Genomic DNA, 25,858 nt, shown 5'->3' on the forward strand with positions numbered 1-25,858 from the left:
CTTTTCTATACTTTTCGGGCCATCATAATGCCGTCGCGAATGGGCAGCAGTACGTTTTCTACGCGTGGGTCATCCTGAACCAGTTGATTGAATGTCAGCACCGATCGGGTATCCTCGTCTGACGGTTTCAGCGGCTCAATAACCTTGCCACTCCAGAGCACATTATCAGCCAGCATAAAGCCGCCCGGCCGTAGTTTATCGATCACCAGCTCGAAATAAAGCGGCAGGCTGCGCTTATCGGCATCGATGAAAACCAGGTCGAACGTATCGGTCAGGGTAGGGATCACCTCGGCAGCCAGCCCGATCCGGAGGTCGATCCGGTCGTTGAGGGGCGATTGCTGCCAGTAGGACCGCGCAAACGCTTCCAGTTCTTCGTTCTGATCGATGGTAATCAGCAGGCCATCGTCCGTCAGTCCTTCGGCCAGGCAAAGAGCCGAATAGCCCGTGTAGGTACCGATCTCAAGCACCCGCCGGGGGCGAATCATCCAGGAGATCATGGCCAGCAGGCGACCCTGCAAATGCCCCGACAGCATACGGGGGGCCATAACATGGGCTCGGGTGTTGCGGTTGAGCCGACGCAGCAGATCGCTCTCGGGCGAGGTGTGCGCTTCGGCATAGTCGGTCAGGGCGGCAGGCAAAAAATCCATTCGGCTGGCTCAGCGATGTTTCCGAATCAGGGAATCTGGCATCGCTAATGGGCTGGTTTAGGTAAAAGTAGTGGTTTTTAAGAAACGAACGCCCAAAAGCAGCATTGTAGTACAGAAAATTAGTAGGCCACTCAGAAAGCCCGCCAGCCTACACCCGGTTCTGGCTATCGATGATGATCGTTACGGGCCCGTCGTTGAGCAGCGACACCTTCATATCGGCCCCAAACTGGCCCGTTTCGACGGGTTTTCCGAGATCGGCCGTGAGCTGGGCAATCATAGCTTCGTAAAGCGGGATAGCCACGTCGGGCCGGGCCGCTTCGATAAAACTGGGGCGGTTTCCCTTTCGGGTGCTGGCGTGCAGGGTGAACTGACTGATGAGCAGAATAGACCCGTCGACAGCCGCCAGGTCGAGGTTCATTTTGTCGTCGGCATCGTTGAAGATCCGCATCCCCACAATCTTCCGGCTGAGCCATTCGACATCCTCTCGCGTATCGGCATGGGTAATGCCCAGTAGCACCAGAAAACCAGTCCCGATCTGTCCTTTGACCTCATTGTCAATAGTAACAGAAGCCTGCGAAACGCGCTGTATTACGGCAATCATGCAGCAAATAATGACAGTATGTAAAAAGCCCGGTCTGCCACCAGGCAAACCGGGCTCAAAAGTACACATCAACCAGTAAAAGCCGGTCGGTGCGCGCGGGCTTAGTCAACAGCCGGTGCCTGGCCCCCATCCGTACCGGCCGCACTGACGGTCATGCCGGACGTGGTAGCGGGCGCAGTGCCGATGGCGTCGATCAGCCAGCTGGGTGGTCCACCGGCGTCGGTAGCCGATCCGCTTTCCGGCGTCAGCTGGCTGGAAATGGCATTGTCGGCCGGGGCTTCTCCGCCGGCCGATGCGGTGGGCGTGGTGTTGGGCAAAACCGTACCGACGTCAGGTGTCAGGGTGGTTTTCTCTTCGGTTTCGATCAGAATTCGCATGGCAGAGCAACGGTTTAGTTCAGAATGGCATAACGCGCTTCGATGTTGACGGGCTGATTGGTCAGATTCCGGATCGTGATCCAGTACGTAATGGCCGTGGGCGATGACCGCTCTACATCAACCTCCCACTCTACCTGGGGGCCACCCGGCCGCGGTGAGGTTGGCACCACGTTCCAGATAACCTGTTTGGCTGCGTTCCAGTTAAAGGTGAACCAGCGCTGGGCTGCATTAGGGCCTAGTGTGCCCGTAAATTGTACGCCGACTTGCATGATCTGTTCGATTAAAGGGTTGTCGATACTATAAAATAGGAAACGGATTACCAGCCCAGTACCGCAAACCGCCCCTCGATCGTGACGGGCTGGTTGGTCAGATTGGTGACGTTGAGCCAGTAGGTAACGAAGGCGTCGGACGACCGTTCGACCTGCACTTTCAGGCGGGTTTGCGGAGCGCCGGGGCGTGGGCTGGTCGGCACCACGGTCCAGACAACGTGCCAGTGGGCGGGCCAGTTGAAGGTAAACCAGCGCTGGGTGGCGTTGGCCCCTACCGTTCCGGTAAACTGAACCCCCGTCCAGAAATTGGTTTGCAGCACCAGGGGGATCAGCTGCCGCAGGTTGGGCCGGTTGCCGATCCGTTGCGTAGCCGGTCGACCGGTGGCACCCTGCTGCGGAGAGCCGGTAGCCCGCAGCACCTCACGGGCCCGGGCCGGTGACAGCGGAATACGACCACGCGTCCGCAGAATACCCTGCAACGAAGCCAGCGCCCCAACCACGATGGGCGACGCGCTGGAGGTGCCGCTGAACTGATCGGTATAGAACGTATTTTCGCTGCCTCCCTGCAGATCGCCGTAGCCCGTGGTAGTTACCTCGTAGCCCCAGCCCTGCACATCGACCATAGCGCCGAAGTTGGAAAAACCGCACCGGGCCCGGTCAACGTAAGGCTCGCCGGGCTGACCGCTGCGACCGTGCGTACCGGCCGGCGGATTCCCTGCCCCCACAACGACCGCGCCCGAATCGCGGTTAGCGCGGTTGAAGGGGTTGCGCCAGCCCGCCGGAAAACCGGCCAGCGGGGTATTATAAATGGCGTCGTCGAGGTTGTTACCGCCGTTGCCGGCTGCTTCGACCACAATGACACCCCGCGCCACAGCATACCGAATAGCATCGAATTCGGCGGGCCACCACTCAACCGTTGTCCAGCCACGGGTCGGATGTCCGTACTGCTGCTCGATCAGGATTATATCGCCGGGACGCAGGCTGTCGGCGGCCTGCCGGAGCGCTTCGGGCAGGTTATACGCCATAGCTGCATTTCGGTAGACCGACACCGCCCGGGTGTTTGCCTCGGGACTGATGCCGGTAATACCGAGCGTATTGACATCGCCACCGATCTCGCCCAGGACCGCCGTGCCGTGGTCGCGCCAGTCGGCCCGCTGTACCCCGCTGAGGAGACCGCCCGAGTTCTGGATCAGGTCTTCATGGGTGAAATTCCACCCGCCCTCAATATCGATTACCTGCACGCCCGCTCCCCGACCGCCCGGAATAGTCCAGGCAAAGTCGGCGTCGATACCGGTCGGTGCCGCCCGCAGGTAATCCTGCCGGGCCGTAAAATTGGGCGTTACGGGCGGAGCCGCGTCGGCCGGGCTGGTAGTCGGCGTTATTACAAATGGCAGAGCCGCTTCGGGCTGTACATAGGCGCCATCTACCGTGGCCAGACTACGCAGCGACTCGGCTACCGCTTCAGCACGATCTTTCGGCACATCGGCCACGTAGTAGATGCTCAGGTTGGGCAGTTCGTCGGTTTCGGCCAGCCCGTTGGTGGCCGGTTGCGGGGCCGAGCGGCTGAGTTCGAACATAGGCCGCAGCGAAATTCCTTCGGCCGCCAGCAAACTGGTCAGAGCGCCGGACTGCCCTTCGTCGGCCAGCACAACCGCCTGCGTACCGGCTTCGGGCTGCGGCACACTGTCTGTCCTGAACACAACAACAACCTGACCCGTATCGGCGTTGACCGGGTTGCCTGCCGGGGGCGCCGAGGGCGATGGAGGTGCACTTCGTTTTGCCATGATAAAAAGATTTAGGATGGGTGTACGAATAGCCTCTTCGGGCAACTCGTAGCCCTTAGTCGCCACCCGCCCCCGCCGACGGCAACAAACGCTTCCCGTCTTTGAGCGAACGGTCAGTAAACCCTATGATTCTGGGCTACTTCGGGCCTGTTCACCAGCCAGCGCGGCCTGGATAAAGGTGAAGCACCGGCGGTTGGGACCAACAAAAAACCGGGCTCGATGGCCCGGCTTGTGCGAAGTCTGTCTGGCGAGACGGCTATACTTCGGCCAGCAGCAGCTGGGCAATCAGGAAGTAAACGCCGATCCCAATCAGGTCATTGGCGGTCGTAATGAACGGCCCCGACGCTACGGCCGGGTTAATGCCAATTCGGTTCAGCAGTAACGGTGTAATTGTGCCCATGAACGACGCCAGCAGCACCACCGACAGCAGCGACATGGCCACTACAAAAAACAGCCGCGGCTCGCCGATCAGGAACGTATACACCCCCGCAATCAGGCCCACCACCAGCCCGTTGATAACCGCCACCAGCAGCGTCCGGAACAGCCGCCGGGCCAGCGTCGTGGTCAGCCCCGAGGTGTCGGATAAGCTCTGTAGAATCAGCGATGACGTTTGTATACCCACGTTGCCCCCCGTCGACCCGATGATCGGAATGAACGCAGCCAGCGCAGCAATCTTGCCCAGTTCACTCTGGAATCCGTTGATGACCGTTGCGGCCATGAGACTCCCCACGGCCCCCGCCACGAGCCAGGGGAGCTGCACTTTGGAGCGCTGCCAGATGCTGTCGTCCTCTTCGACCTCGCCCGACAGACCCGAAATGACCTGAATGTCTTCTTCGGCCTGCTCGGTAATGACGTCGACAACGTCATCGATGGTAATCCGTCCCAGCAGGCGCTGCTGTACGTTCACGACCGGAATGGCATCCAGGTCATATTTCTGCATCACCTCGGCCACCTCGGCTACGGGTCGGTAGGTTTCTACGTAGACCACATCGTCGTCGTAGATATCGGCAATCTTGGCCGTTTTCCGGGCCAGCACGATCTTCTTCAGGGAGACCAGCCCCAGCAGTTTACCGACATCATCGACCACGTAAACGGCGTAGACGTTCTCGACGTTTTCGGCCTGTTGCCGGATTTCTTCGATGCAGGCATTGACGCGCAGGTTGACGTTGATTTTTATCAGCTCCTTTTGCATCAGACTACCCGCCACGCCGTCTTCGTAATGCAGCAGGTCCAGAATAAACCGCGCCTGTTCGCGGTCTTCGAGCAGGCCAATGACCTCTTCGCGCACCTGAATGGGTTGTTCGTTCAGGATATCCACGGCATCGTCCGACTCCATCACGTTGATGAACGGAGCAATTTCGGCCGAGGTGAAGGTGCCGAGCAGGTTGGTTCGGTCGTTGGTTTCGAGGTTGGCCAGGATCTCGGCCCCGACCGATTTGTCGAGCAGGTTCAGCAGGTAATGCGCCGGCTCGGGCTCCAGCTCGTACAGGATGCCCGAAATATCGGCCGGGAACAGCTCTTCCATCTCCGCCCGAAGCGCCACATCATCGCCCGAGCCGATCAGCTGCTGTATGTGGTCGAGGTAGTCCTGGGTGAGTTCGAAAGTCACTTCTAAGTGATGAGTTAGGAGTTATGAGTTATGAGAACCGAATGCTCATCGCTCATAACTCATCGCTATTGTTAGGTCAACGAACTCGGCTACGCTGAGCTGTTCGGCGCGTTTGTCCATAAACGGGCTGGCCAGAGCCGCTTCGGTGGGGTTGAGGGGTTTGAGGGCGTTGCGCAATGTTTTGCGTCGCTGCCCAAAGCCATGCTTAACCACCTGAGTGAATTTGCGCTCGTCGCAGCCGAGCTCGGTTTTGTCATTGCGACGCAGCGAGAGCACGCCCGAATGCACTTTCGGGGGCGGGTTGAACACCTCGGGCTCAACGGTGAACTCGTACTTGATGTCGTACCAGGCCTGGAGCAGTACACTCAGAATACCGTAGTCTTTATTGCCCGGCCCCGACGCGACCCGCTGTGCCACCTCGCGCTGAAACATGCCCACAACCTCGGGTACGCGGTCGCGCATCTCAAGAACCTTAAACAGAATCTGGGTCGAGATGTTGTATGGAAAATTGCCAATTACGGCAAAGGGGGTGGTAGTATCAGGCTGTTTGGCCGGCAGCAGATCGGGGCGTATGTTCAGGAAGTCGGATGCCAGAATATGCCCCTCCAGCGCCGGCACGTGCTGTTTGAGGTAATCGACCGATTCGCGGTCAATCTCGATCACGAACGTTTCGAAGGCGGGTTTCTGCAACAGAAACTGCGTCAGCACGCCCATTCCCGGCCCAATTTCGAGCAGCTGCGTATAGCCACCGTGCCCGGTCAGCAGATCAGCGATGCGCTGGGCAATACTAAGGTCTTTCAGAAAGTGTTGGCCGAGTTCTTTTTTAGGCGTAACCTGCATAATGGGCGAAGGGCCGCAAAAAAAGTGATTCAGACACGTTGGCGGCCCACAACAAAGGTACGGCGAGCCAGTCAAAAGTAAGCCAATCAACTACACAAGCCTGAGAGCTTGTTTGGGGAAGGAATCTGCTGACGTTAGTCGGCTCGATGGGCCGCCCTTTTCACCCCCCCAGCCCCGCGACGGCGGCCCGGCCTAAGAGCTTGTTTGGGGAAGGAATTTATGTGAATTCCTCTAGCCCGAATGGGCAGCCGTTTCACCCCCCAGCCCCCTAAAGGGGGAGCCGTCCGCGCCGAATGGTCTCCCCCTTTAGGGGGCTGGGGGGTGAAACGGCTGCCTTTCGAGCCGACTAACGCCCGCAAGTATCTTCCCCAAACAAGCTCTAAAGGGGCGGTCGGCCGCTGCCGGAGAAAAAACGGCGGGGTCAACTCCGGCAGCGGCCGACCGCCCCTTTAGGGGGCTGGGGGGTGAAAAATCGGGTCTCATCACGGCTTTAACTTCTCAACAGACTTCCCCAAACAACCTCTGAAGGTTTAGGCGTTCTCAGGCTACCCTAACAAAGTTCAGCTCCGTTAGCCTCCCAAAGCCCGCAGCGTCTTCGCGCTTTTTGCCGGTTGGCAACGGCCTATCCATAAAAACCCCCGCCCTAACTACACACCAAGCCCCAGCAGGGGCGACATGTACCCGGGGCCACCGATGGGAGAAGAAACAGCCGACGGGCCAAAAACGGAATCGGTACGACCCACTTCTCAGAAATCGATATCGGTCAGCTCGAAGTTCTGCTTGAGCGGAATGATACCGCCTTCTTCGGCACCCGGATGGTAGATAATCGATTCGGGCTGGATACCTTTTTGTACGTTGCCAATGTCGCGCTTCCGGTTGCCGTTGCGATCAATGATGAGCCGAACGCGGTATCGACCCGGTCGCAGGCGGGCAAAGCTATAGGCCGGCGTTCCGTATGACGACCGGATCAGGGTGTATTTTTCGTCCAGCAGCTCGACAATGAAGTTGGTACCCGCAGCCCCCACGGCCGCTGGACTGACCCGACCCGCAATCAGGCCGTAGCTGTCTTCGTCGGCAATGGTGTACTTGGCCAGAAACCGGGGCAATGTATCGCCCTGCACGCTGACGAACGCTCCTTTTTGCAGCAACATAAACAGGCTGTCGCGCACGTTGGTCGGCTTTTTGATCACCAGCCGCGAGAAATTGTTGCTCCAGGTCAGCTCGTTCTGGGGCAATGGCAGCGGTTTGGTCGTATCGGGACCGATGGCAATCAGCTGGGTGCTATACCGCAGGATGGGTTTGGTAAACGTCAGCGTCAGCTCCAGGTTATTATCGGTCGGTTCGCTGGGGGCCGGCGTCAGGTTCACAGTTAGTGGTTTCCGGTCGCGGGCGCGCGTTTTGAGGGGCGAAAAATAAATTCGCTCTTTCAGCTCCGTCACGTTACCGACCGAGTCTTCGGCCGCCACGGTAACGGCAATGGTATCGGCCGCGGCCCGGTTGGCAGGCCTGAACAGCCGGATCATCTTCGGCGACTCCAGAAACGACACCAGCGTATCGCCGGGCTTGGCAAACAGCAGCCGGTAGCTGGCAATACCGCTGCTCAGCTCCAGCCCCAGCGTTTCGTCGGTGCGTTCGCGTCGGCTGATGCGTGGCTTACCGTAGCCCCGAAACGCCACCAGATTCACATCGGTATACGTCCGGTTCAGGTCCACCACGCTATCGCGGAAAGCGACGCGCTCGCCGGGGGTGTTGTTGACCAGGTTCAGATCCTTGTCTTCGAACCCGAACACTTTGTATCGATCCGACTTCACATTTTCGATGCGGAAGACGCCGTTGCTGTCGGTACGGGCAAAATAGGCCGGGCGTTTGCGGTTGATCGGCAGCGTATCGTTCGGCCCGAAGAGACCCACCACGAAGCCCAGCAGCGGCAGGCGGCTTTCGTCATCGACAACAGTACCGCTCAGGTAAAGCGAATCGATGGTAGGTCCAGTACTGAAAACGACCTTGGCATCTTTGGCTACGTTACGCTCGGTAATGTCTTTGATCCCGTCGGAGAAATCGATGGTGTAGGTAGTGTTCTTCTGTAAGGGTTTGGCAAAGTTGAGCCGGAGTCCGGTGGGCTGTTGCTTGACCACGAAGGTGTTGCTGTCCTGGGGCGTAATGGTGATTTTCTGCTGGATATTTTCGGCCGTCACGTACTCGTCGAACGCCAGCTCTACGGTCTGGCCGGCATAATTCAGCTGGCGCTGCTTGGGCACACTCGACACCAGCCTGGGCGCCAGGGTATCTTTTTTACCGCCGGGCGGCTGGGCCACCTGGGCGCAGTTTTGCAGAAAAACGGGAAGAGCCAGCAGGGCGATAAACAGGTAATGGCGAAATGACATATCAGGGTAGTGGCCAGCCAGAGCGGGTGGTATCGCGCTGGTTTGGGCGGTAAAAGCAACTTGTTTTCTCTCGTCCGAAGCATCGGCTTCGGCTTTACCATTCACACAAAGGTAAACGCCCGTTTATGGTTCTTCTGTACCGGCCGACATAAAATGGGTGTTTCATTCGTTACGTTAGGTAGAATTTTAAGAAAATTTAAGCCTGCCTGGTCATCAGGCGACCGGGGGCGTAACGAGTTTGGTAGCTTTACCGCTCAACCTTTGTCAGACGAATCGGGTTTACGCCACTGACAAACGGATTTGCCCCCGGCCGTTGTGCCCCCATCAAAACGCTGTTCATGATTCACACCCGCCTATTTTCTCTGCTGACAACGCTTACGCTGGCAGGCCTGCTGGCCAGCTGCTCCGGCCCTGCCGATGAGCTGGACAGCCAGATCAGCGATGCGCTTACCAGCGATAACGCCATCGACGCCACCGAAGCCGACGCGATCCGCACCTTTATCGAGAGCCAGAAAGACGACCTCGCCGACAACAAGAAAACGGCCAAACTACTCACCGATGCGGGCGACGTAGACGACGCTGAACTGTTGAAGTACATCCGGCGGAACATGACCTACCGCAAACTCGCCAAAGAAGGCGACGCGCCAATGGTATCGCTGGCGGGGGCGACGGCATCGGCCAAGCCTCTCCGGCTCAAACTTTACCTCGAAGCCAGCGGCAGCATGTTCCCCTACGACGCGCCCGGCGGCAACGGCACCTTCAAACGAACCCTCAACGACCTGCTGACCCAGTTCGATGGCATCAATCCGGGCCAAGGAAACATGTTCGTGGTCAACACCGAAGTGAACCCGCTGGGGCTGTCGCTCTCGCAGTTTTTCCGGGAGAAGAACCTCTTTACCGTAGCCAGGACAAAAGGGAAAACGACCAGTACCGATTTCGAAGGCATCTTCCAGACCATCCTGTCCGAAACCACCGGCGACGACCTGAGTGTGCTGGTCTCCGACCTGATCTACTCCGACCCCGGTCTGGCCGGGATGAGTGCGCAGAAAACCCTCGACGCGGCCAGCTCGCTGCTGACTACGGTCTTCAACCCCCACGCCACAACCCACTCGATGCTGGTCCTGAAGCTCACCGCCGACTTCGACGGAACCTACTATAGCTGGAACAACACCAAACAGAAATACAAAGGCGAACGCCCGTATTACCTCTGCCTGATTGGCCGGACCGAAACCCTGCAACGGCTGTATACCGACCCCGCTTACCAGACCATCCGGCAGTTTGAGCGGCTGCCCGGTTTCGAAGATTCGTGGTTCTTCGGGCGCGACGCCAAAGCAGTGGAGCCGTTCTATACGGTACTGGTCACCGACCCGGCGCGCAAAGGCCGGTTCAAACGGGCCGCCGAAGAGGTGCGCGCCCGCACCAAAGCGGTTCACGCCCTCGACGATGTGCAGCCCGACGTAACCGACAAAAGCCTGGCCATTCCGGTAGCGGTCGACCTGTCGGCGCTGCGCCTGCCGGCCTCGCTGCTGACCGACGTCAGCCAGTACGACGTATCGGGTAAAGACAACTTCAGGGTATCGGCCGTACAGACCTACTCGGGCGCCAACGGCACCACCCACAAGCTGTTGCTGAGCACCGATAAACCGGCCCGGGGCGCCCGTACGGCCGTAATCCGGCTCCGTCGGCAGTTTCCGCCCCGCTGGATCAGCCAGACCAACACGACCAACGATATCCCCGTCGACGCTACCTCTACCTTTGGCCTCCAAAACCTCTTGCAGGGCGTCGAACGAGCCTATAACCCCAACAACCAAACCGAGTATTTCACGCTAACGATAAATCTGAATTGAGTGAATGGTTTGCGTAAACCGGTATTCACTCAATCACTCATTCGCCATTCGCTCAATAAACAACATGGAAGAATCACTCTATAATTTCTACAATCTGTTTGTCAACAGCGCCTTACTCGAAGATTTGTACCAGGAGGAGCTGCTGTCGCCCATGACCTGGACCGCCATCGGCATTGCGTTCGTCGTTGCCTTTGCGTTTTACATCTGGCCTTTCAACAAAGTCAGTTTCAGCGGACTCGGCAGCTGGCTGCTGATGCTGGGGGTCAGCGCCCTGACCCTGTTCGTTATTACACTGGTTACCTGTTACCAGAAAGCCGGGCAGGAACTCCCGCGCGACGAGGCCGACCCCGAGCAGGGGATGTACTTCGACCAGGGCATCAGCGTCTTTCTGAGCTATGCGTTCGGGATGGCGCTGCTGACGGCGGTTATCTTCTTTGTCATCTCCATGATCATGAAAAATTTCAGTAAAAACGCTAAACACCGGCCCATGCTGTGGCCATCTAAATAACGAGTTTCGACGCCGTGGGTACACCGTGGTCCGTGTACCCACAGACCACGGTTGTAGAGACGCAACCCATTGCGTCTCCTGACCGGATGGTTTTACGTCTCTCTACAACCGGATGGTTTTGCGTCTCTACAACCGGACGGTTTTGCGTGCTCCCATCCGGATGATTTATTACTGACGCGGCTGAGACACGATGGCCGGGCGGTCGCGTCTGCACAAAGGAAAAACATAGAACTATGGCTAAATTATTTGTATTCGCTATTGGCGGAACGGGATCGCGGGTGCTGAAGGCCCTGACGTTCCTGCTGGCGTCGGGCGTGAAGCTCAACAACACCGACGAGGTCATTCCGATTGTCCTCGACCCCCATGCCACCAACGACGACCTCCTCCGCACCAAAGATCTGTTGCGCGAATACGGCAACATCCGCGCGGGTCTGCAATCGAAACCTGCCGAGAACTTCTTCGGTACGGAAATAAAAACCCTCAACCGGTCTATCGGCGGTAACGCGACCATTGCCGATACGTATGTGTTCGAGCTGCAGGGCGTACAGCAGGAGAAGTTTCGCGACTATATCAACTACGAAGGTCTCGACGCGCCTAACAAAGCACTGGCCAGCCTCCTCTTTTCGGAAGAAAATCTGGAAACGAAAATGGACATCGGCTTCGTTGGCAACCCTAATATTGGCAGTACGGTACTGAACCAGTTCCGCTACTCCGACGTGTTCCAGGCCTTTGCCGAGAACTTCGGCGCCAACGATCGTATTTTTATCGTCAGCTCCATCTTCGGCGGTACGGGCGCGGCCGGCTTCCCGATTCTGCTCAAGAACATCCGGGGGGCGCAGGCTATCGGACAAATTCCGAATCCGGCGTTCCTGCGCGATGCCAAGATCGGTGCCGTAACGGTGATGCCGTACTTCAGCCTCACCACCAGCGACAACAAGCTGATCGACCCGGCCTCGTTCATCGCCAAAACCAAGGCCGCCCTCAACTATTACCAGAAAGGCGTAAATCCATCTGTCAACGCCCTCTACTACATCGGCGACGACCAGACGAAGGCCTATACCTATGACCCCGGCGCGGGTGGTCAAAAGAACGAAGCCCACTTTGTTGAAATGGCGTCGGCCCTGGCTATCGTCGATTTCATGAACACGCCCGACAGTTCGCTGACCGTCAGCAACGGCCGCCCGACCAATCCGGTTTATAAGGAGTTCGGGGTCGAGCAGGACGGCACCTCGCTGCAACTGGGGCATCTGGCAGCCGCCACCAAACAGCTCATCAGCCTGCCCCTTTCTAAAATGGCGCTGTTCAGCACCTACCTCAGCCAGCGAATCCGCTCAGCTGCCGGTACCGTGCAGTGGTCGAAAGCCAACCCGCAAATCTCGACCTCGTTCCTGAACTCGTCGTTTTTCAACAGCGTCAAAAACTTCGATGCGGGCTTCCGGCAATGGCTGTCTGAGATGGGCGCCAACAAGCGCGGATTCGACCCGTTCCTGCTCGACGCAGCTAACCTGGGCCATACCGTTCGCGGATTCGAACCCAAGAAGAGAGGCCTGTTCGGGGGCGAGTCGGATGTTAAACTCGACATCGTTGACGACTTCGACCAAACGCTCAACAAAACCGCCGAAGGCAAAGCCTACGTAAGCGAGGCCGATAAATTTATTCAGTTGTTCTCCGAAGGTACCGACCGTTTCGTACGCGAGCGGCTGCCGAAGGTGATGGATTATTAACAAGTTCAGGTTGTCATTTCGCCGTCAGAAGGCCTCTCATTGCCAACCGCCAAAAGCGCTTAACTATGCCAACAACGCTTAGCTTACATAACCCAACACCGGGTCTGCACTGGTACGTGAGCAAACCGCTCGGGACCGACCAGATTGCCGCCATCCGCGACCCGCAGGGCGGCCAAACGGTGAAGCAGCCGACCTCGATTCCGAGTCCGTTTGCCCGAATGGATCTGGTTCGGTCGGCCTTCCTGAACCTGGCCCTCCGGCCCGATCTGAACGGCACCATCAACGACCAGCGTATCGTATCCGACTGCCTCGACGTGGGCGAGCTGTTTTTCAACTTCGACAAGCTCAAAACCTTCGTCACCATCACCCCTTTCGACGTGCGCACCGACCTCGATCGGCTGCGGCAGTCGACCAATCAGGGCCACCGGCGGCTGGGCGATGCGCTGAAGCTGTTTCTCGACCAGGACGCGGCCGAATACAATTTTGCCGACATCAACCGGCTGTTTATTCTCAGCTACCGGGGGCGCGTGGTCGGTGGCACCTCGCCCAAAACCCTGTTTTTCTCGTCGGGCAACGACCTGAGCTGGGTCGACGTAACGATGGGGAACGATCGGCTGTTCGATCAGTCGGTAACGCCCCTGCACCAGCGCGATATCGAATATCAGAAGTTCTGGTACGCCATCAAGCTGTTCATGCCCAACTTCCGCGACCGCTTCCGCGAGGTCGATGATTACCTGAACCGGAGCCGGTCGCTATTGCAGCAGCAGAATCCGACGATGTTCTACGAGCATATCGAATCGCCCAATGGCCAGCCGCTGCTGACGCGCGAAAAGTTCGACAACGATTTCGACGAGCTGACCACCGGCCCCGGCGATGTAGTGGAAGTGCTGGGATTCCCGCTCCGCAAGAAAAAGTCCGACGCCCGGGCCATCGATCAGGTCAGCGACTTTATCATCAAATCCAAGAAATACGAGACCCTGAACCAGGGCAAGCCACGCCCCATGGCCTTGCAGAACCGGTTCTTCCGGCCCTTTACCTACGTACCGCAGGCGCAGTGGAACCCCAACACGCCCGTACCCTACGTGGCCCGGGAGTCCTGGCGCGACAACCAGCGCCCCCTGCCTGGCCAGCCCGGCAACTACCCCTGGCTGACGGTCAGCGACTTTCTGGAGCCTTACCTGGTCCGGCTTCCCTACCCTATGGATCGGGGCCGGTTTTTCGACGGAAACCTGCAGGCTCCGGCAACCGACAAGGGCTACCTGCTGCCGCTGAAAAAGGATTTCTTCGACTTCTTCGACGTAGACGACCTCATGACGGGCCGCGTCCGGATCAGGATGACGCCACAGGGGGCCGGCGTCAACGTATCGCTCGATATTCCGGTAACGGCCCCCGGCCAGCCCGGCAACCAGTTCGTCACCTTCGAGCGGCTGTATGCCCAAACGATCGGCAACAACGGTACGGCACCGAATGAAACCACAAATGAAGGAATCATCATCGAAAATTCGTTTACGGTCAACGTGTATCCCTTTGTTCGGTCGGGCAGTGTACCGGTACCGGCCGATTATCGGGTGCAGCTGATCGAGTCGGGTTTCGATAGCCAGAACCAGTACGAACTGACCTATTACGGGGAGAAAACCAACGCCGAAGTCAGGCCCGAGTCGAAACACCAGCGCACCGTTCGCCAGCAGAACACCGACGGATCGAGCGTGTATTATGTGCTGCGGGAGGAGTTCGACTACGTGCAGGCCAACATCCGGGGCGACGGTCGTGAGGTCCACGGCCTGCTGATTCCGCGCTGGCAGGTGTACAACGGCGGTAGCAAGCAGTTCGAATTTTCGGTCGATTTCGGCACCACCAACACCCACGTCGAGTACAAAGTAGACGGCAGTGCGCCCCGCCCCTTCGAGGTGGCCGAACTGACGCCACAGGTAGCGACGCTGGTCAATCCGGCGCAGTACAACCCGGCCCTGTTCGAGCTGTTTCTGCTCTACGATCTGGAGTTCGTACCGCCCACCATCGGCCCCGGCCGTCCTGACAATTTTCCGACGCGGACGGCCATTGCCGAGCCGATGAACCTCAGCTTCAACCAGCAGACGCAGGCCCTGGCCGACTTCAACATCCCGTTCTACGTAGAACGACAGCCAGCGGGGTCGAACCGGATCACGACCAACCTGAAATGGGCCAAGAACAACGACCAGACCGAACGGCGGGTAGAGGCCTTCCTGGAAGAGCTGCTGATGCTCATCAAAAACAAAGTGCTGACCGAAGGCGGCAACCTGACCCAAACGGTGGTGTACTGGTTCTTCCCGGCCAGCATGACCCCCGGCCGCGTGAGCCAGCTCCGCACCGACTGGCAGGAACTGTATGACCGCTACATTGGCGGAGCGCCCGGTCGGTTGCGCGAGGTATCGGAGTCGGTAGCGCCGTTTTATTACTACAAGCAAAACCCCACCCTGAGCGCATCGGCCCGGCCGGTCATCAACGTCGACATTGGCGGAGGCACCTCCGACGTGGTGGTCTACGAACGAAACGAACCCAAGCTGCTGACCTCGTTCCGCTTTGCCGGTAACGCCATCTACGGCGATGCATTCAGCGAATACGGAGCCGCCAGCCACAACGGGTTTGTCCGCAAGTACGCCGACCGCATCCAGACCCTGCTCGACAGCCAGAGCCTGGGCAACCTGAGCGATAACAACCGGCGCATGCTGGAAACCAACCGCTCCGAAGACATCATGGCGTTCTGGTTTTCGATCGAGAAGAGCAACGACGTAAAAGCCAAAAGTATGCTGTCGTTCAACGGCATGCTGGCCAAGGATGAAGACCTGAAGGTCGTATTCGTACTGTTCTACACCGCGCTGCTTTACCACGTAGCCCGGCTGATGAAGAGCAAAGGCATCGGGTTGCCGGGCGCGCTGACGTTTAGCGGCACTGGCTCGAAACTGCTGACCATTATCAGTACGGACGATGCGATGCTGGGAAAGCTAGCGCGGGCCATCTTCGAGAAGGTCTATGAGCAGCCCTACGACCTGAGTGGCCTGACGCTGTTCTACGAGCGCAAGGGACCGAAAGAGGTGACCTGCAAAGGAGCGCTGATGCAACCCACCAACAGCCGCCCCGTCGATACCGAAGCCATCAGCTATGTGTACCCGGCCACGTTCAACGATCAGTACCCGGCGCTGACCTATGCGGATCTGCGCCGGCCCGAAGTCGTCGATTCATTGCTGAAAGAAACCAACGCGTTCATCGATTTCTTCTTCGCCCTGAATCAGCAGTTCAGCTTTGTCCGCAACCTGAACGTGTCGGCCCGGTCGCTGGCCGTGGCGCAACAGGAACTGCGTACCCACCTGGACACCTCGCTCATGGACGGTATCCAGCGCCGGGAAAGCGACGTGGCTGCCGAGTACAGTGGCATGACCGACGCCCTGGCCGCGCCCATCGAAGAAACGTTGTTCTTCTACCCGCTGATCGGAGCCATCAACAAACTGGCCAACGCCCTGGCGTAATCCCTGGTTGATACCGGTCCGGGTGTTACACCGAAGTCGCTCACCGTGGTCCGTGTCCTCCCCGGGACGCGTAGTTGGACCACTTGTCCGGATGGTTTGTTGCTGTCGCACGAGTGGTCCAACTACGCATTCCGGTGAAGCCGGCGCAGACCACGGTGTAGAGAGCGCCGACCGCAGGGACTACGGTGAGCGACTTCGGTACATACGACAATTGAAAAGAGGACAGCGCCCGACTGGCAGACCGGTTCGGGCGCTTAAACCAACCTTTTTTATGATACAGAAAACGATCCTGACGCTCGTTGGTACGATTGGCCTGGGCACTTCCCTGCTGGCTCAGACGGCAACGCCCAATGCGGCTGCGGTGGATACGCTGACCAAAGAGGTAGCCATTGCCGTATTTGAGAAAATCGACCAGCCCAAGGCACAGGACATCTACAATCAGCTGCTCGAATGTGGCGACGGCTGCGACCCGCAGATGATCATCAGAACGGTAGGCAGCTGGGATCAGGTTGGCGCCAAGCTGGAAGAACTGTCGGTGCTGAAAAACACCCAGCGTTTTCAGGCCCTGCCGCCCGCCGAAGCCAACGCGGCCATCCGGAAACAGCTGCTGCAGTTCTACGTCAAACACAAAGCAGAAAAACCATATAGTGTGCCGCTTACGCCAGCCGTTCAGCTGCAGATCCTGGCTAAAATTGACGGGCTCCTGCCCCCTGGTCAGCCCGACCCGGCTCAGCCAGCCACCGATCAGCCCGCCACGGCCGAACAACCGGCCGTTGACGCCGAAACCGGCCTGTCGGACGAAGGCAACATAGACCCCGTAGCCCTGCAGATGAGCCGGCTGGAGCGGGCCGTAAAAGAAGAACAGGAAAAAAGCATGTGGATGATCATTGCAAGTGGTGTGATTGGGCTGATCGTCGGAGCCGGCGCCGTTTATTGGCTGGCATATCGGGCGCTAAAATCGGAAGTAGACCGGCTCACGGCCGAGAACAGCCGGCTGGCCGCCCAGTTGGACCAGGCGCAGCGGAGTAAGCCGACCAACACCCCTCGTCCCCCACAGAACCAGCCCGACTATAAAACCAAAGCCGAGGCCTACGATACCATCCGGGCCGAGCTGGGTACCGATCCGCTGGCCGCTATTCGTCAGTTGAAGCAGTCGGCCAGTCAGCCCGCCAGCCCGGCAGCGCCCGCTCCGCCCGCTAATCCGGTTGTCGAAGCCAGTGTCCGGCCCGAGCCGGCGCCGGTACCCATGAGCCAGTCGCAGGGAACGCCCCCGCCGGTCCGGAACGAGGTGCTTTATTTCCCGCCCCCCAGCCCCAACGGTTTGTTCGACAGCGGCCAGCAGATGCCCGCACTCTCGCCCGAATCGGCTTATCGGTTCAGCATCAGCGCCGAAAAACCCGACGTGGCTACCTTTAGCTTCGAAGCAGAACCGGGCCGGGTAACGCGCCTGCTGACGTATCGAAACTACATGATCGAACCCGCCTGCGATAGCGAAAACAGCTACTCCTCGCAACACACTCGCATCGTTAACCGGCGCGACGGGGAGGCTGTCCGCGAAAACGGGGGCTGGCGCGTCGTCACCAAAGCCCTCATCCGCTATGAATAGGCCTGTAGCGATCATAGCGGCACTCCGGCCTCTGTTTGCGCTGCTCCTGGTGGCATCGCTGCTGTACCTGTCGGGCTGCTCGGGCTGTTCGCGGTCGGGTAGTCACCAGCCCCGCCGGACCAAACGCAGTACGTCCGATGCACCGGCCCGCGTACCGGCCGATACGACCCCGGCGGTGGCGAAACCAACGCTGAAGCAGATCGGCGACGGGCCTACCGAAGTGGCGATGGAGAAAGAGAACGGCGTATATAAAGTGCCGGTTACGGTAAATGGCGTTCCCATGCGGTTCATCCTCGACACTGGCGCGAGCCTGATTTCCATGTCGGAAGCCGAAGCGGAACTGCTCTACAAACAGGGGGCGCTCAAACCCGCCGACGTAATCGGGCGGTCGCGCTTCCAGGACGCTACCGGAGCCATATCGCCCGGGGCGGTGGTTCGACTCCGGTCGGTCCAGATCGGGGATCGGGTGTTACAGAATGTCAACGCCAATATTGTCGGCAGCAGCAAAGCCCCTTTGTTGCTCGGCCAGTCGGCCTTGTCGCAGTTTGGCAAAATTTCGGTCGATTACCGGCGGAACGTGGTGACGTTTGATTGATTTTTTGTGTTTATAGCAATGACCAGCGCGGTTTACGGCGACATGCCCGGAAATCGCGCTGACTTGACTACATACCACTACCGCTCTCAATGACAGAAACCGAACTGACCGATCGACTCCGCGAAGCCATCGTACTGGATGGTCCCGACGCCTGGCGCACCAACGGCTACCTGCAGGACGCGCAGGCGGCTGGCCTGTCGCTGCCCGATGCGCTGAAACGAGCCAATGATATCGGTCAGGAGGTCAGCAACAACCGTATTCTTTTCCAGAATATTCAGACCCGTATTGCCCGGCTGGCCGAACCGTCGCGCGCGCATCTGATCGATCAGGACATCAACCAGATTATCAATGCTGCCCGATCGCTAAACCTGCCGCCCGAGTTTGTCCGCAACCGCTGGATACCGGCCGAACTGGCGCGGCACAGCCCGAAGCCCGTGCCCCCCGTCAGCGAACCGGCCCCGGTCGTAACTTCGCCGGTTGCGCCCGCGGCTGATCCCTACGAAGACCTGATCGAGCCGGAGCCCGCGCCTGCCCCGCCGGTTGTACGCGTTACCGAGCCCGCCCCCGTAGTTGAGCCGCCCCAGCCACCGCCTGCGCCAGAACCGGCTTACGTCCCTCCTGCTCCGCTGCCGGAGCCGCCCGCGCCCTTTGTCAGGACGTTTACGGCCACACCCGCCCGGGTCAGGCAGGGCCAGGCCGTGACCATCGAATGGGACGTTACGAACCTGCTGGCCGTAACCATCGACGATCTGGGCGAGGGCCTGTCGCCGAAAAACCGGGGCTGGGTAAAACCGAAGAAGACCACCGATTACACCCTGTTCGACGTCAATAATAATCCGCTCAGTACCGTTCGGGTTGAGGTTATCCCGCGCGACCGGAGCGGCATATACGGCGTTTTGTTCGCGCTGGCCCTGCTGGCGCTGATTTATTGGTTCATCAGGAACAGCAACTCGGGAAGCCGGACCCGTGCCGAACCTAACCGGCAGGAACAACTCGCCGACCGCTCCACAACCGACGAAACGTCGGCCCTGAGCCGACAGGAGTCCGCCCCCGAACCAACCGCTACGGAGACCGAGACCACGCCCGCTACGGACGAGGACGAGTCGATCGCATCCGATACGAAACCCACCGACGAACCGAAGGCCCGGGAGCCGGAACCGCAGCGTGTTGACGAACCCGCCACCGAACCAGCACCAACACCCGCCGACGCCCGACAGGGAAAATACGAGGAAGCCTTTGGCGATAAACCCTACGACAAGGTAGAACTCGGCACCGACGAACGCGGCTGGCGACGCGCCCGCAGCCGGGGCCGCTGGGGTTACATCGACCAGAATGACCAGTGGGTGATCGAACCTGAATACGAAGCCGTAACGCCATTCCGGGGCAATACGGCCGGGGCATTTCTGAACGGTCAGCTCATCACCATCAACCGGGACGGCGAGCAGGTTCGGAATCCATAGGCCACCTGCTCCCTACGGCCCCAGCGTAACCGTCAGCTTCTGAAACGAAGTCCAGTAGCCCGTTGTCGTCACGCCGATTCCGTTTCCCGACAGCATCTTGAACGGATACGGACTGCTGCGTACCTCCTGCTCGTTGATGTAAAAATGGAGCAGATCGCCCTTCCGACGAATAATCAGCCGGTTCCGGTTTTTATCGAGCGCTACGCCCGGCTTGAAATAATCGCCCGGCATGTAGTCGCTGAAGGTCTGCCCATCGGCCATCCGCACGATGGCAATATCGCCGTTTCCGTTCAGCAGGAAGGCCGAATAGGTCGTTGAGTCGCGCACGCCGAACACGACCCCACCCGTAGGAATCCGGCCCGAGTCGGCCACAATATCTACTTTGATGGTATACTCCTCCGCAATATTGAGGTTGATGGCGGTCGGCAGCGGCACGAAGCTGAACGCAGCCTGCTGCGTGGCCCGGCGTTTGAGAATATTGTATTTCCCCAGGCCGATCTGATACTGATAGTCGCCTTTTACGCCTGCTTTCCAGCCGTTTCGGTTCGTGGCAAAGTCGCCGGTAAAAGCGGGCCGATAACCGGGATCAGCCGCCGGAGCAGGTCGACGGGTGGGCGGTGACGACGGGGGAGCAGCTGCGGTGGCCGGTCCATCGGGTGTTGCCGCTGACGCAGGCGTGGGTACACTGGCCGAAGCCGTGGGGGTTGCGGGCCGACGCGCAGCCGCCGGCCGGAGGGTTACCTTCTGCCAGTCGCTGGAAGCCGAATAAACGACATCCTTCGCCCGGCGGGTTTGCGCCAGGCCATCGGTAAGCAGCAGGGCCGTGAACACCAGGGAGAAAAAAAGACGCATAAGAGATTGTCGTTAGAATGAGTAGCGAAGAACGGCGGTGGGCTGGCCCATCTGAAGACCCGGCCGAACGGATACGGCATCGATCCGGCGGGCCTCGCGACGTAGCTGGCTGTTCCGCAGTCCCTTGATAAACGTTAAGACCACATCGGTCAGTGCCACAGCGGCAGCCGCCCGGGTGGCCATAAAATACCGCTGATGATGGTTATTAGCCGTCACGTAAAAGGGTTCGGCGGCCGTGGCATTTTTCTGCACCTCGTAGTCAGCGTAAGCATCCTTCGCCTGCTGGCGTTCCATGAGTCCGTAAGCAACCAGACCGTACGTAGCAACGGTTACCAGTGGTCGGAAGCCCACGCGGGGCCTGGGGCGCTGCACGAAAATATTGCCGATGCCCGGCGCTACGGCACTGATCAGCGCCCAGGCAGGCCCGTCGTACCGCTGTCGACCCACCCGGCTCCCACCCGGTATGGCTGGGGTTTCGGGCCCGGCAGGCTCGGCGGGAGTTTGGACAACCGGCGCTGGCTCGGGTACCGGTCGGTCCCGGTTCCGGCGCTGACGCGGCTGGTCCGGAGCGGGTTCGGGGCTGGCAGGCGTAGCGGGCGTCGGGGCGGTAGCCCCCGGGGCCGTTCTGGTCGGGGTTACCGGCTCGGGAGTCGGTTCAGGAGCCGCTGGCATGACCCCCGCTTTGACCCGCACAATGGCCTGTATTTCTTCGTCGAGCGCGTACCCATTGGCCAGCGCATTCCAGACAATACGCCGGTCAGAACCAGCCACGATGCGCCGGCCCACATCCCCCCGCACCAGCTCGGGCCGGATAGAGAGTAAGCCACGAACCCGGCTGCGAATGTCGAAATAAACAGAGTCGCCGGGGCGGGCGCTGATCAGGTCGTACCGAATCTCGAGTTGGGCCGAGTCAATGGCGCGCACCCGAATGTTACGTACCCGCTCCTGCGCCTGAACCGCCGGTATCAGGAGTACCCCCCCGAAAAAAAAGAGAATAAAACGCATCATGGTTTAGTTACGGACGGTGATCTGAGCGGTACGGACGTATTTATCATCGCACGAGTTGACCAGCACGAGCGTGACGGTATAGGTGCCCGGCTGGGCGTAGTTGTAGGTGACCCGGTTTCCGACCCGGCCGATGTTTCGCCCATCGCCGGGGTCCCAGCCCGCCACGGTGATATCGCCCGTGGGTTTGTCCAGGAAAAAGGTGACGTCCAGTTGATCGACGACAACGCCGATCTCGGCCGAAGGTTGGGCGCAGACAGGAAAGGTTTTGCGCTCCAGATCGAATGGCTCACAGGCAGCCAGACCCAGTAGCACAAACCCAAATAGGAAACGTTTTAGCATAAGTAGTACAATAAACAGCAAATTAAGTAATAGTAGACCAATGAAGATATACTAGCCATCAAAATAGACTTGATCCGGTCTGTACCAAACAGCCACTCTTTTGCGTAAATTTATACAATCACTCACCAATGTATGGCCTGATCCAACACCGGAACGAGTAGCCGTTCAACAGATCGATTGACTTGTCATAGTTATGCCTGGACTCAAAGCCCAACAGGACCCTATAGCCGATACCCTTACCCCGTTCGATGTTCGCCAGACCGTTGACCAGCTCAACCTGATTGGCGTTACCATCGACCGCGACGGTACGCTCAGCTACGCCAACCCGTATACCTACCGCGTTACGGCCTGGCAACCCGACGATATCGTCGGCAAAAACTTTTTCGACATTTTTATTCCGGCGGCCGACCGCGCCCGGCTCGAACTCGAATTTGAGGACGCCCTGACCAAAGCCACCTTTCCCGAACAGCGGGAGATCAGCATGCTGGCGCGCAGCGGGGCCGTCCGGAATGTGCTGCTCAACTCATTCATTGCCAACCGGGGCGACAACAGCACCGGCACCCATCGGTATGTCTCGTCGTTTACGCTCATCGGCGAGGATGTTACCAACAAACGGCGGGTAGCGTCGGCACTTTCGAATACCAATGCGCAGCTTCAGGACCTCGTCGACAATACCTCCGACCTGATTCAACTGCTCACCCTCGACGGCAAATTCATTTTCGTGAACCGGGCCTGGCGCGAGGTACTCGGCTACAGCTCCGACGAAATTGCCGCCCTGAACCTGCGCGACGTACTCCACCCCGACTACGCCACCAGCACCCTGGCGGCCCTCAAGCGCATTCAGCAGGGGGATAAGCTGCCGTATATCGAGACCGTTTTCCGCAGCAAAACGGGCAAAACACTCTTTCTGTCGGGCAGCGTCAACTGCCGCTTCGATAACGACCGCCCAACGGCTTTCCGCTGTATTCTGCACGACACCACCGGAAAAATCCGCGCTGAAAAATCGCAGAAACTCTATTATAGCATTGCCAACTGGACCATCAACACGCCCAACCTGGACGAGCTGTATCAGAAAATCCATGAAGAACTGGGCAACATCATCGATGCCCGCAACTTCTTCATTGCCCTCTACGACGCCGGCAAAACCTACCTGTCGTTCCCGTATTACGTAGACGAATACTTTGGCGGCAACATGCGGTTTACCAAGCGGAAGATCGGCAACGGCCTGACCGAATATACCATTCAGGCCAACAAACCGCTGTTCCTGTACGAGAAAGATATCCGCGCCCTGGCAGAACAGCACGAGATCGATCTGTACGGCCAGCTCCAGCCGCAGGTGATGCTGACGGCTCCGCTCCGGATCGGCGACGAGATTACGGGGATTATCGGGGTCAAATCGTACGACGATGCCCGCACCTACGGCCCCCGCGACCTCGAGCTGCTCGAATTCATTTCGGGGCAGGTGGCGCTGGCCATCGCCCGAAAGCAGTCCGAAGCGGCTCTGGATAAGCAGAACGCCCGGCTCAACGCCATGTTCGACAGCAGCACTTACCTGATCTGGTCGGTCAACAAAGCGCTGCAGCTCACCTCGTTCAACCGAAATTACGCCCAGCTGATCGAACGCAACGTGGGTGCCTTGCCTACCCTCAACAGCAGCGCGCCCAACTTTGGCTGGCGGATGGTCGGCCCCGAAAGCCGTAAAATACTCGAAGACCGCTACCGGCAGGCTTTTCGGGGGGTGCCGCAGAACTTTGAACTCCGCATCGACGGCGACCGGCTCGACAACTCGGAAGTCTGGCTCGACTTTCAGCTCAATCCCATCATGCTGGCCAGCGGTCTTATTGAAGAGGTATCCGGTATTGCGCGCGACATTACCAACCGCAAACGGGCCGAAATTGCGACCCGGCAGAGTGAAGAAAAATTCCGGGGTATTTTCGAAAACCTCCAGGATATCTATGCGCGGGTCGACCGGAAAGGACGCATTACGATGGTCAGTCCGTCGGTTTTCAAACGACTGGGCTATACGCCGGACGAAGTACTGGGCCAGGATGCCATGCAGTATTTCGTAGACAAGAGCGTTATTCACCGCGCCATGATCAAGCTCGGCCGCAACCACAGCCTCCGCAACTTCGAGGTCAGTATGCGCCGGAAAGACGGCACCGAGCGGCAGTTTATGTTCAACATGCTGCTCCTGAACGATGGCCCCAGCAACGACCCCGATCCGGTCGTAGCGGTGCTGGCCCGCGACATTACGGAACTGAAGCGCCAGTCGGCCGAGCTGGTCAAAGCCAAAGACGAAGCCGAACGATCGCTGAAGGTCAAAGAGCAGTTTCTGGCAAATATGAGCCACGAAATCCGGACGCCTATGAACGGGGTAATCGGTATGATCGACCTGCTCAACGACACCCAGCTGGACGACGAACAGCGGAGCTACGTCAAAACCATCAAGCGATCGTCAGAAACACTGCTCAACATCCTGAACGACATCCTGGACCTGTCGAAGATCGAAGCGGGCAAGATGGTGCTGCACGAGTCGCCGGTTGCGTTCCGGGAAATTTTCGAGAAGCTGATCGCGCTGTTCGGGCAACAGGCCAACTCCAAAAACAACACGCTGACCTACCACCTCAGCCCCGACCTGCCCACCTATGTCATTGCCGATCAGACGCGGCTGCTGCAGGTACTGTCGAATCTGACCTCGAACGCCATCAAGTTTACCGAAAACGGCGAGGTGCGTGTAGAGGCATCGCTCATCAGTAAACACGGGAAGTTCAACCGGATTCGGGTGGCCGTGATCGACTCGGGTATTGGCATCTCACCCGCCAATATCAAACTGCTCTTCAACTCGTTCAGTCAGGTCGACACCTCCTCGCGCAAGTCGTTCGGCGGAACGGGACTTGGGCTGGCCATCTCGAAAGAACTCGCCACGCTCATGAAAGGCGAAGTGGGTGTGGAGTCGGAAGTAGGCCAGGGCAGCACGTTCTGGTTCACCATCGAGCTGAAAGAAACGGCCATCAGCCCCACCCAGCAAACCACCGAAGTGGCCGAAATAGCCCTCGCCAACTTCTTCTCGACCTATCACCCGCAGGTGCTGCTCGTCGATGACAACGCCGTGAACCGGAAGGTAGCCTCCGAAATTCTGCGCAAAGCCGGTTGTGTCGTCACCACGGCCGACAGCGGTCCCGCAGCCATCCAGGCCGTAGAAGAACGAGTGAAAGACGGCGCCGGATCAGCAACGCCGGCGGCCTCGCCATTCGACGTCATTTTCATGGATATCCAGATGCCCGACATGGACGGCGTGGAGACGACCCGGCATCTGCGCGGTCAGTTTGGCAGTCAGCTCCCGACCATCGTGGCCATGACGGCCTATTCGATGCGCGAAGATCGGGAACGCTTCATCAGCCAGGGCCTCGACGATTACATCGCCAAACCGATCCGCGCGCAGAGCCTGGTGGCAAAGGTGAAAGAGATCGTTGACAGCCAGCAGCTGAAAGCCCGCCAGCCCGAATCCTCGTCGGCGCCGACCGTCAGCAAACCGAAGGCTCAGGAACCCAAACCGGAAAATCAGCTCCCGATTCTTGATGAAGCCATTGTGGGTCAGCTGCGCGACATTGGCGGACAGGAACTGGTCGATAGCATCTTGGAAGAGTTCATGATCGAAGCCGCCGATCTGGTTCGGGGCGCCGTTGATGCCTACGCCTTGGGCGACATCCCGACCGTGAAAAGCCACCTGCATACGCTGAAAGGATCGGCGGGGACCATCGGCGTAGCGCGCATGGCCGACATTGCCCGCACGGCCGAAGGCAAGCTCAAAGTCAACGACACCAGCGGCCTGAACGAAGCCCTTCAGGACCTCGAAAAAGCCTTCGCCGAGTTCCTGGCCACCCGCGAAGAACCCTGATAAAACC

19 protein-coding genes are annotated in these 25,858 nt (G+C 58.9%); 8 read left to right on the forward strand and 11 right to left on the reverse strand.

The window, feature by feature from the left end; all coding sequences use genetic code 11:
• Positions 1–5: 5 nt before the first annotated feature.
• The 8 genes from EQG79_RS21835 to EQG79_RS21870 all read right to left on the reverse strand — a co-directional run bounded on the left by EQG79_RS21835 (position 6) and on the right by EQG79_RS21870 (position 8,511).
• Positions 6–647 carry an O-methyltransferase gene (locus EQG79_RS21835; protein WP_077921377.1) on the reverse strand — a complete coding sequence of 214 codons (642 nt, stop codon included), beginning with the start codon at positions 645–647 and terminating at the stop codon, positions 6–8.
• A gap of 148 nt (positions 648–795) precedes the next feature.
• Positions 796–1,248 (reverse strand): D-aminoacyl-tRNA deacylase, encoded by a 453-nt coding sequence (gene dtd, locus EQG79_RS21840; protein ID WP_129604004.1) that lies wholly within the window; start codon positions 1,246–1,248, stop codon positions 796–798.
• A gap of 101 nt (positions 1,249–1,349) precedes the next feature.
• Positions 1,350–1,625, reverse strand: coding sequence for a hypothetical protein (locus tag EQG79_RS21845; RefSeq protein WP_129604007.1), 276 nt, complete (start codon positions 1,623–1,625; stop codon positions 1,350–1,352).
• A 14-nt stretch (positions 1,626–1,639) separates the two neighbouring features.
• A complete protein-coding gene (locus EQG79_RS21850; RefSeq protein ID WP_077921380.1) occupies positions 1,640–1,894 on the reverse strand; it encodes a hypothetical protein in 255 nt (84 codons plus the stop codon).
• Positions 1,895–1,941: 47 nt separating this feature from the next.
• The gene (locus EQG79_RS21855; protein WP_129604009.1) at positions 1,942–3,678 is read right to left on the reverse strand and encodes a S8 family peptidase; all 1,737 of its coding nucleotides are present in this window, start codon (positions 3,676–3,678) and stop codon (positions 1,942–1,944) included.
• 256 nt (positions 3,679–3,934) lie between these two features.
• Complete coding sequence (mgtE, locus tag EQG79_RS21860; RefSeq protein ID WP_077921382.1) at positions 3,935–5,287, reverse strand: magnesium transporter; 1,353 nt, start codon at positions 5,285–5,287, stop codon at positions 3,935–3,937.
• Positions 5,288–5,332: 45 nt separating this feature from the next.
• Positions 5,333–6,127: a 16S rRNA (adenine(1518)-N(6)/adenine(1519)-N(6))-dimethyltransferase RsmA gene (gene rsmA, locus EQG79_RS21865; RefSeq protein WP_077921383.1), complete on the reverse strand. Its 795-nt coding sequence runs from the start codon at positions 6,125–6,127 to the stop codon at positions 5,333–5,335.
• A gap of 746 nt (positions 6,128–6,873) precedes the next feature.
• On the reverse strand, positions 6,874–8,511 hold the full coding sequence (locus EQG79_RS21870) for an Ig-like domain-containing protein (protein ID WP_129604012.1): 1,638 nt from the start codon (positions 8,509–8,511) through the stop codon (positions 6,874–6,876).
• 338 nt (positions 8,512–8,849) lie between these two features.
• Between EQG79_RS21870 and EQG79_RS21875 the strand changes: the two genes are divergently transcribed.
• From EQG79_RS21875 to EQG79_RS21905, 7 genes are all read left to right on the forward strand, one after another.
• A complete protein-coding gene (locus tag EQG79_RS21875) occupies positions 8,850–10,358 on the forward strand; it encodes a hypothetical protein (RefSeq protein WP_129604014.1) in 1,509 nt (502 codons plus the stop codon).
• 64 nt (positions 10,359–10,422) lie between these two features.
• Positions 10,423–10,866 carry a hypothetical protein gene (locus tag EQG79_RS21880; RefSeq protein WP_077921385.1) on the forward strand — a complete coding sequence of 148 codons (444 nt, stop codon included), beginning with the start codon at positions 10,423–10,425 and terminating at the stop codon, positions 10,864–10,866.
• A 233-nt stretch (positions 10,867–11,099) separates the two neighbouring features.
• Positions 11,100–12,590 carry a hypothetical protein gene (locus EQG79_RS21885; protein ID WP_077921386.1) on the forward strand — a complete coding sequence of 497 codons (1,491 nt, stop codon included), beginning with the start codon at positions 11,100–11,102 and terminating at the stop codon, positions 12,588–12,590.
• 65 nt (positions 12,591–12,655) lie between these two features.
• Entirely contained in the window at positions 12,656–16,093 is a 3,438-nt protein-coding gene (locus EQG79_RS21890; protein WP_077921387.1) for an acetate and sugar kinases/Hsc70/actin family protein, read from the forward strand.
• A gap of 271 nt (positions 16,094–16,364) precedes the next feature.
• A complete protein-coding gene (locus tag EQG79_RS21895) occupies positions 16,365–17,699 on the forward strand; it encodes a hypothetical protein (RefSeq protein WP_129604016.1) in 1,335 nt (444 codons plus the stop codon).
• Positions 17,692–18,294, forward strand: a complete 603-nt coding sequence (locus tag EQG79_RS21900) for a retropepsin-like aspartic protease family protein (protein ID WP_129604019.1) — start codon at positions 17,692–17,694, stop codon at positions 18,292–18,294. Before EQG79_RS21895 ends, EQG79_RS21900 begins: the two co-directional genes overlap by 8 nt.
• 89 nt (positions 18,295–18,383) lie before the next feature.
• On the forward strand, positions 18,384–19,754 hold the full coding sequence (locus EQG79_RS21905; RefSeq protein WP_129604021.1) for a WG repeat-containing protein: 1,371 nt from the start codon (positions 18,384–18,386) through the stop codon (positions 19,752–19,754).
• A 12-nt stretch (positions 19,755–19,766) separates the two neighbouring features.
• Here the strand turns inward: EQG79_RS21905 and EQG79_RS21910 are convergent, their stop codons facing one another.
• From EQG79_RS21910 to EQG79_RS21920, 3 genes are read right to left on the reverse strand one after another with little or no spacing between them, the layout of a single operon-like run.
• The gene (locus EQG79_RS21910) at positions 19,767–20,606 is read right to left on the reverse strand and encodes a hypothetical protein (protein ID WP_129604024.1); all 840 of its coding nucleotides are present in this window, start codon (positions 20,604–20,606) and stop codon (positions 19,767–19,769) included.
• A 12-nt stretch (positions 20,607–20,618) separates the two neighbouring features.
• Positions 20,619–21,614 (reverse strand): hypothetical protein, encoded by a 996-nt coding sequence (locus EQG79_RS21915; RefSeq protein ID WP_240699416.1) that lies wholly within the window; start codon positions 21,612–21,614, stop codon positions 20,619–20,621.
• A gap of 3 nt (positions 21,615–21,617) precedes the next feature.
• Complete coding sequence (locus EQG79_RS21920; RefSeq protein WP_077921393.1) at positions 21,618–21,953, reverse strand: PKD domain-containing protein; 336 nt, start codon at positions 21,951–21,953, stop codon at positions 21,618–21,620.
• A 193-nt stretch (positions 21,954–22,146) separates the two neighbouring features.
• Between EQG79_RS21920 and EQG79_RS21925 the strand changes: the two genes are divergently transcribed.
• Complete coding sequence (locus tag EQG79_RS21925) at positions 22,147–25,851, forward strand: PAS domain S-box protein (protein ID WP_129604026.1); 3,705 nt, start codon at positions 22,147–22,149, stop codon at positions 25,849–25,851.
• The last annotated feature ends 7 nt before the right edge of the window (positions 25,852–25,858 follow it).

Origin of the sequence: Spirosoma sordidisoli (assembly GCF_004138325.1) — a bacterium.
Classification (GTDB): domain Bacteria; phylum Bacteroidota; class Bacteroidia; order Cytophagales; family Spirosomataceae; genus Spirosoma; species Spirosoma sordidisoli.

Excerpts from the sequence above, each read along its gene's own strand:
- EQG79_RS21835 (WP_077921377.1), bottom strand. The coding sequence starts at position 647 with ATGGATTTTTTGCCTGCCGCCCTGACCGACTATGCCGAAGCGCACACC.
- dtd (WP_129604004.1), bottom strand. The coding sequence starts at position 1,248 with ATGATTGCCGTAATACAGCGCGTTTCGCAGGCTTCTGTTACTATTGAC.
- EQG79_RS21845 (WP_129604007.1), bottom strand. The coding sequence starts at position 1,625 with ATGCGAATTCTGATCGAAACCGAAGAGAAAACCACCCTGACACCTGAC.
- EQG79_RS21850 (WP_077921380.1), bottom strand. The coding sequence starts at position 1,894 with ATGCAAGTCGGCGTACAATTTACGGGCACACTAGGCCCTAATGCAGCC.
- EQG79_RS21855 (WP_129604009.1), bottom strand. The coding sequence starts at position 3,678 with ATGGCAAAACGAAGTGCACCTCCATCGCCCTCGGCGCCCCCGGCAGGC.
- rsmA (WP_077921383.1), bottom strand. The coding sequence starts at position 6,127 with ATGCAGGTTACGCCTAAAAAAGAACTCGGCCAACACTTTCTGAAAGAC.
- EQG79_RS21870 (WP_129604012.1), bottom strand. The coding sequence starts at position 8,511 with ATGTCATTTCGCCATTACCTGTTTATCGCCCTGCTGGCTCTTCCCGTT.
- EQG79_RS21875 (WP_129604014.1), top strand. The coding sequence starts at position 8,850 with ATGATTCACACCCGCCTATTTTCTCTGCTGACAACGCTTACGCTGGCA.
- EQG79_RS21880 (WP_077921385.1), top strand. The coding sequence starts at position 10,423 with ATGGAAGAATCACTCTATAATTTCTACAATCTGTTTGTCAACAGCGCC.
- EQG79_RS21885 (WP_077921386.1), top strand. The coding sequence starts at position 11,100 with ATGGCTAAATTATTTGTATTCGCTATTGGCGGAACGGGATCGCGGGTG.
- EQG79_RS21890 (WP_077921387.1), top strand. The coding sequence starts at position 12,656 with ATGCCAACAACGCTTAGCTTACATAACCCAACACCGGGTCTGCACTGG.
- EQG79_RS21895 (WP_129604016.1), top strand. The coding sequence starts at position 16,365 with ATGATACAGAAAACGATCCTGACGCTCGTTGGTACGATTGGCCTGGGC.
- EQG79_RS21900 (WP_129604019.1), top strand. The coding sequence starts at position 17,692 with ATGAATAGGCCTGTAGCGATCATAGCGGCACTCCGGCCTCTGTTTGCG.
- EQG79_RS21905 (WP_129604021.1), top strand. The coding sequence starts at position 18,384 with ATGACAGAAACCGAACTGACCGATCGACTCCGCGAAGCCATCGTACTG.
- EQG79_RS21910 (WP_129604024.1), bottom strand. The coding sequence starts at position 20,606 with ATGCGTCTTTTTTTCTCCCTGGTGTTCACGGCCCTGCTGCTTACCGAT.
- EQG79_RS21915 (WP_240699416.1), bottom strand. The coding sequence starts at position 21,614 with ATGATGCGTTTTATTCTCTTTTTTTTCGGGGGGGTACTCCTGATACCG.
- EQG79_RS21920 (WP_077921393.1), bottom strand. The coding sequence starts at position 21,953 with ATGCTAAAACGTTTCCTATTTGGGTTTGTGCTACTGGGTCTGGCTGCC.
- EQG79_RS21925 (WP_129604026.1), top strand. The coding sequence starts at position 22,147 with ATGCCTGGACTCAAAGCCCAACAGGACCCTATAGCCGATACCCTTACC.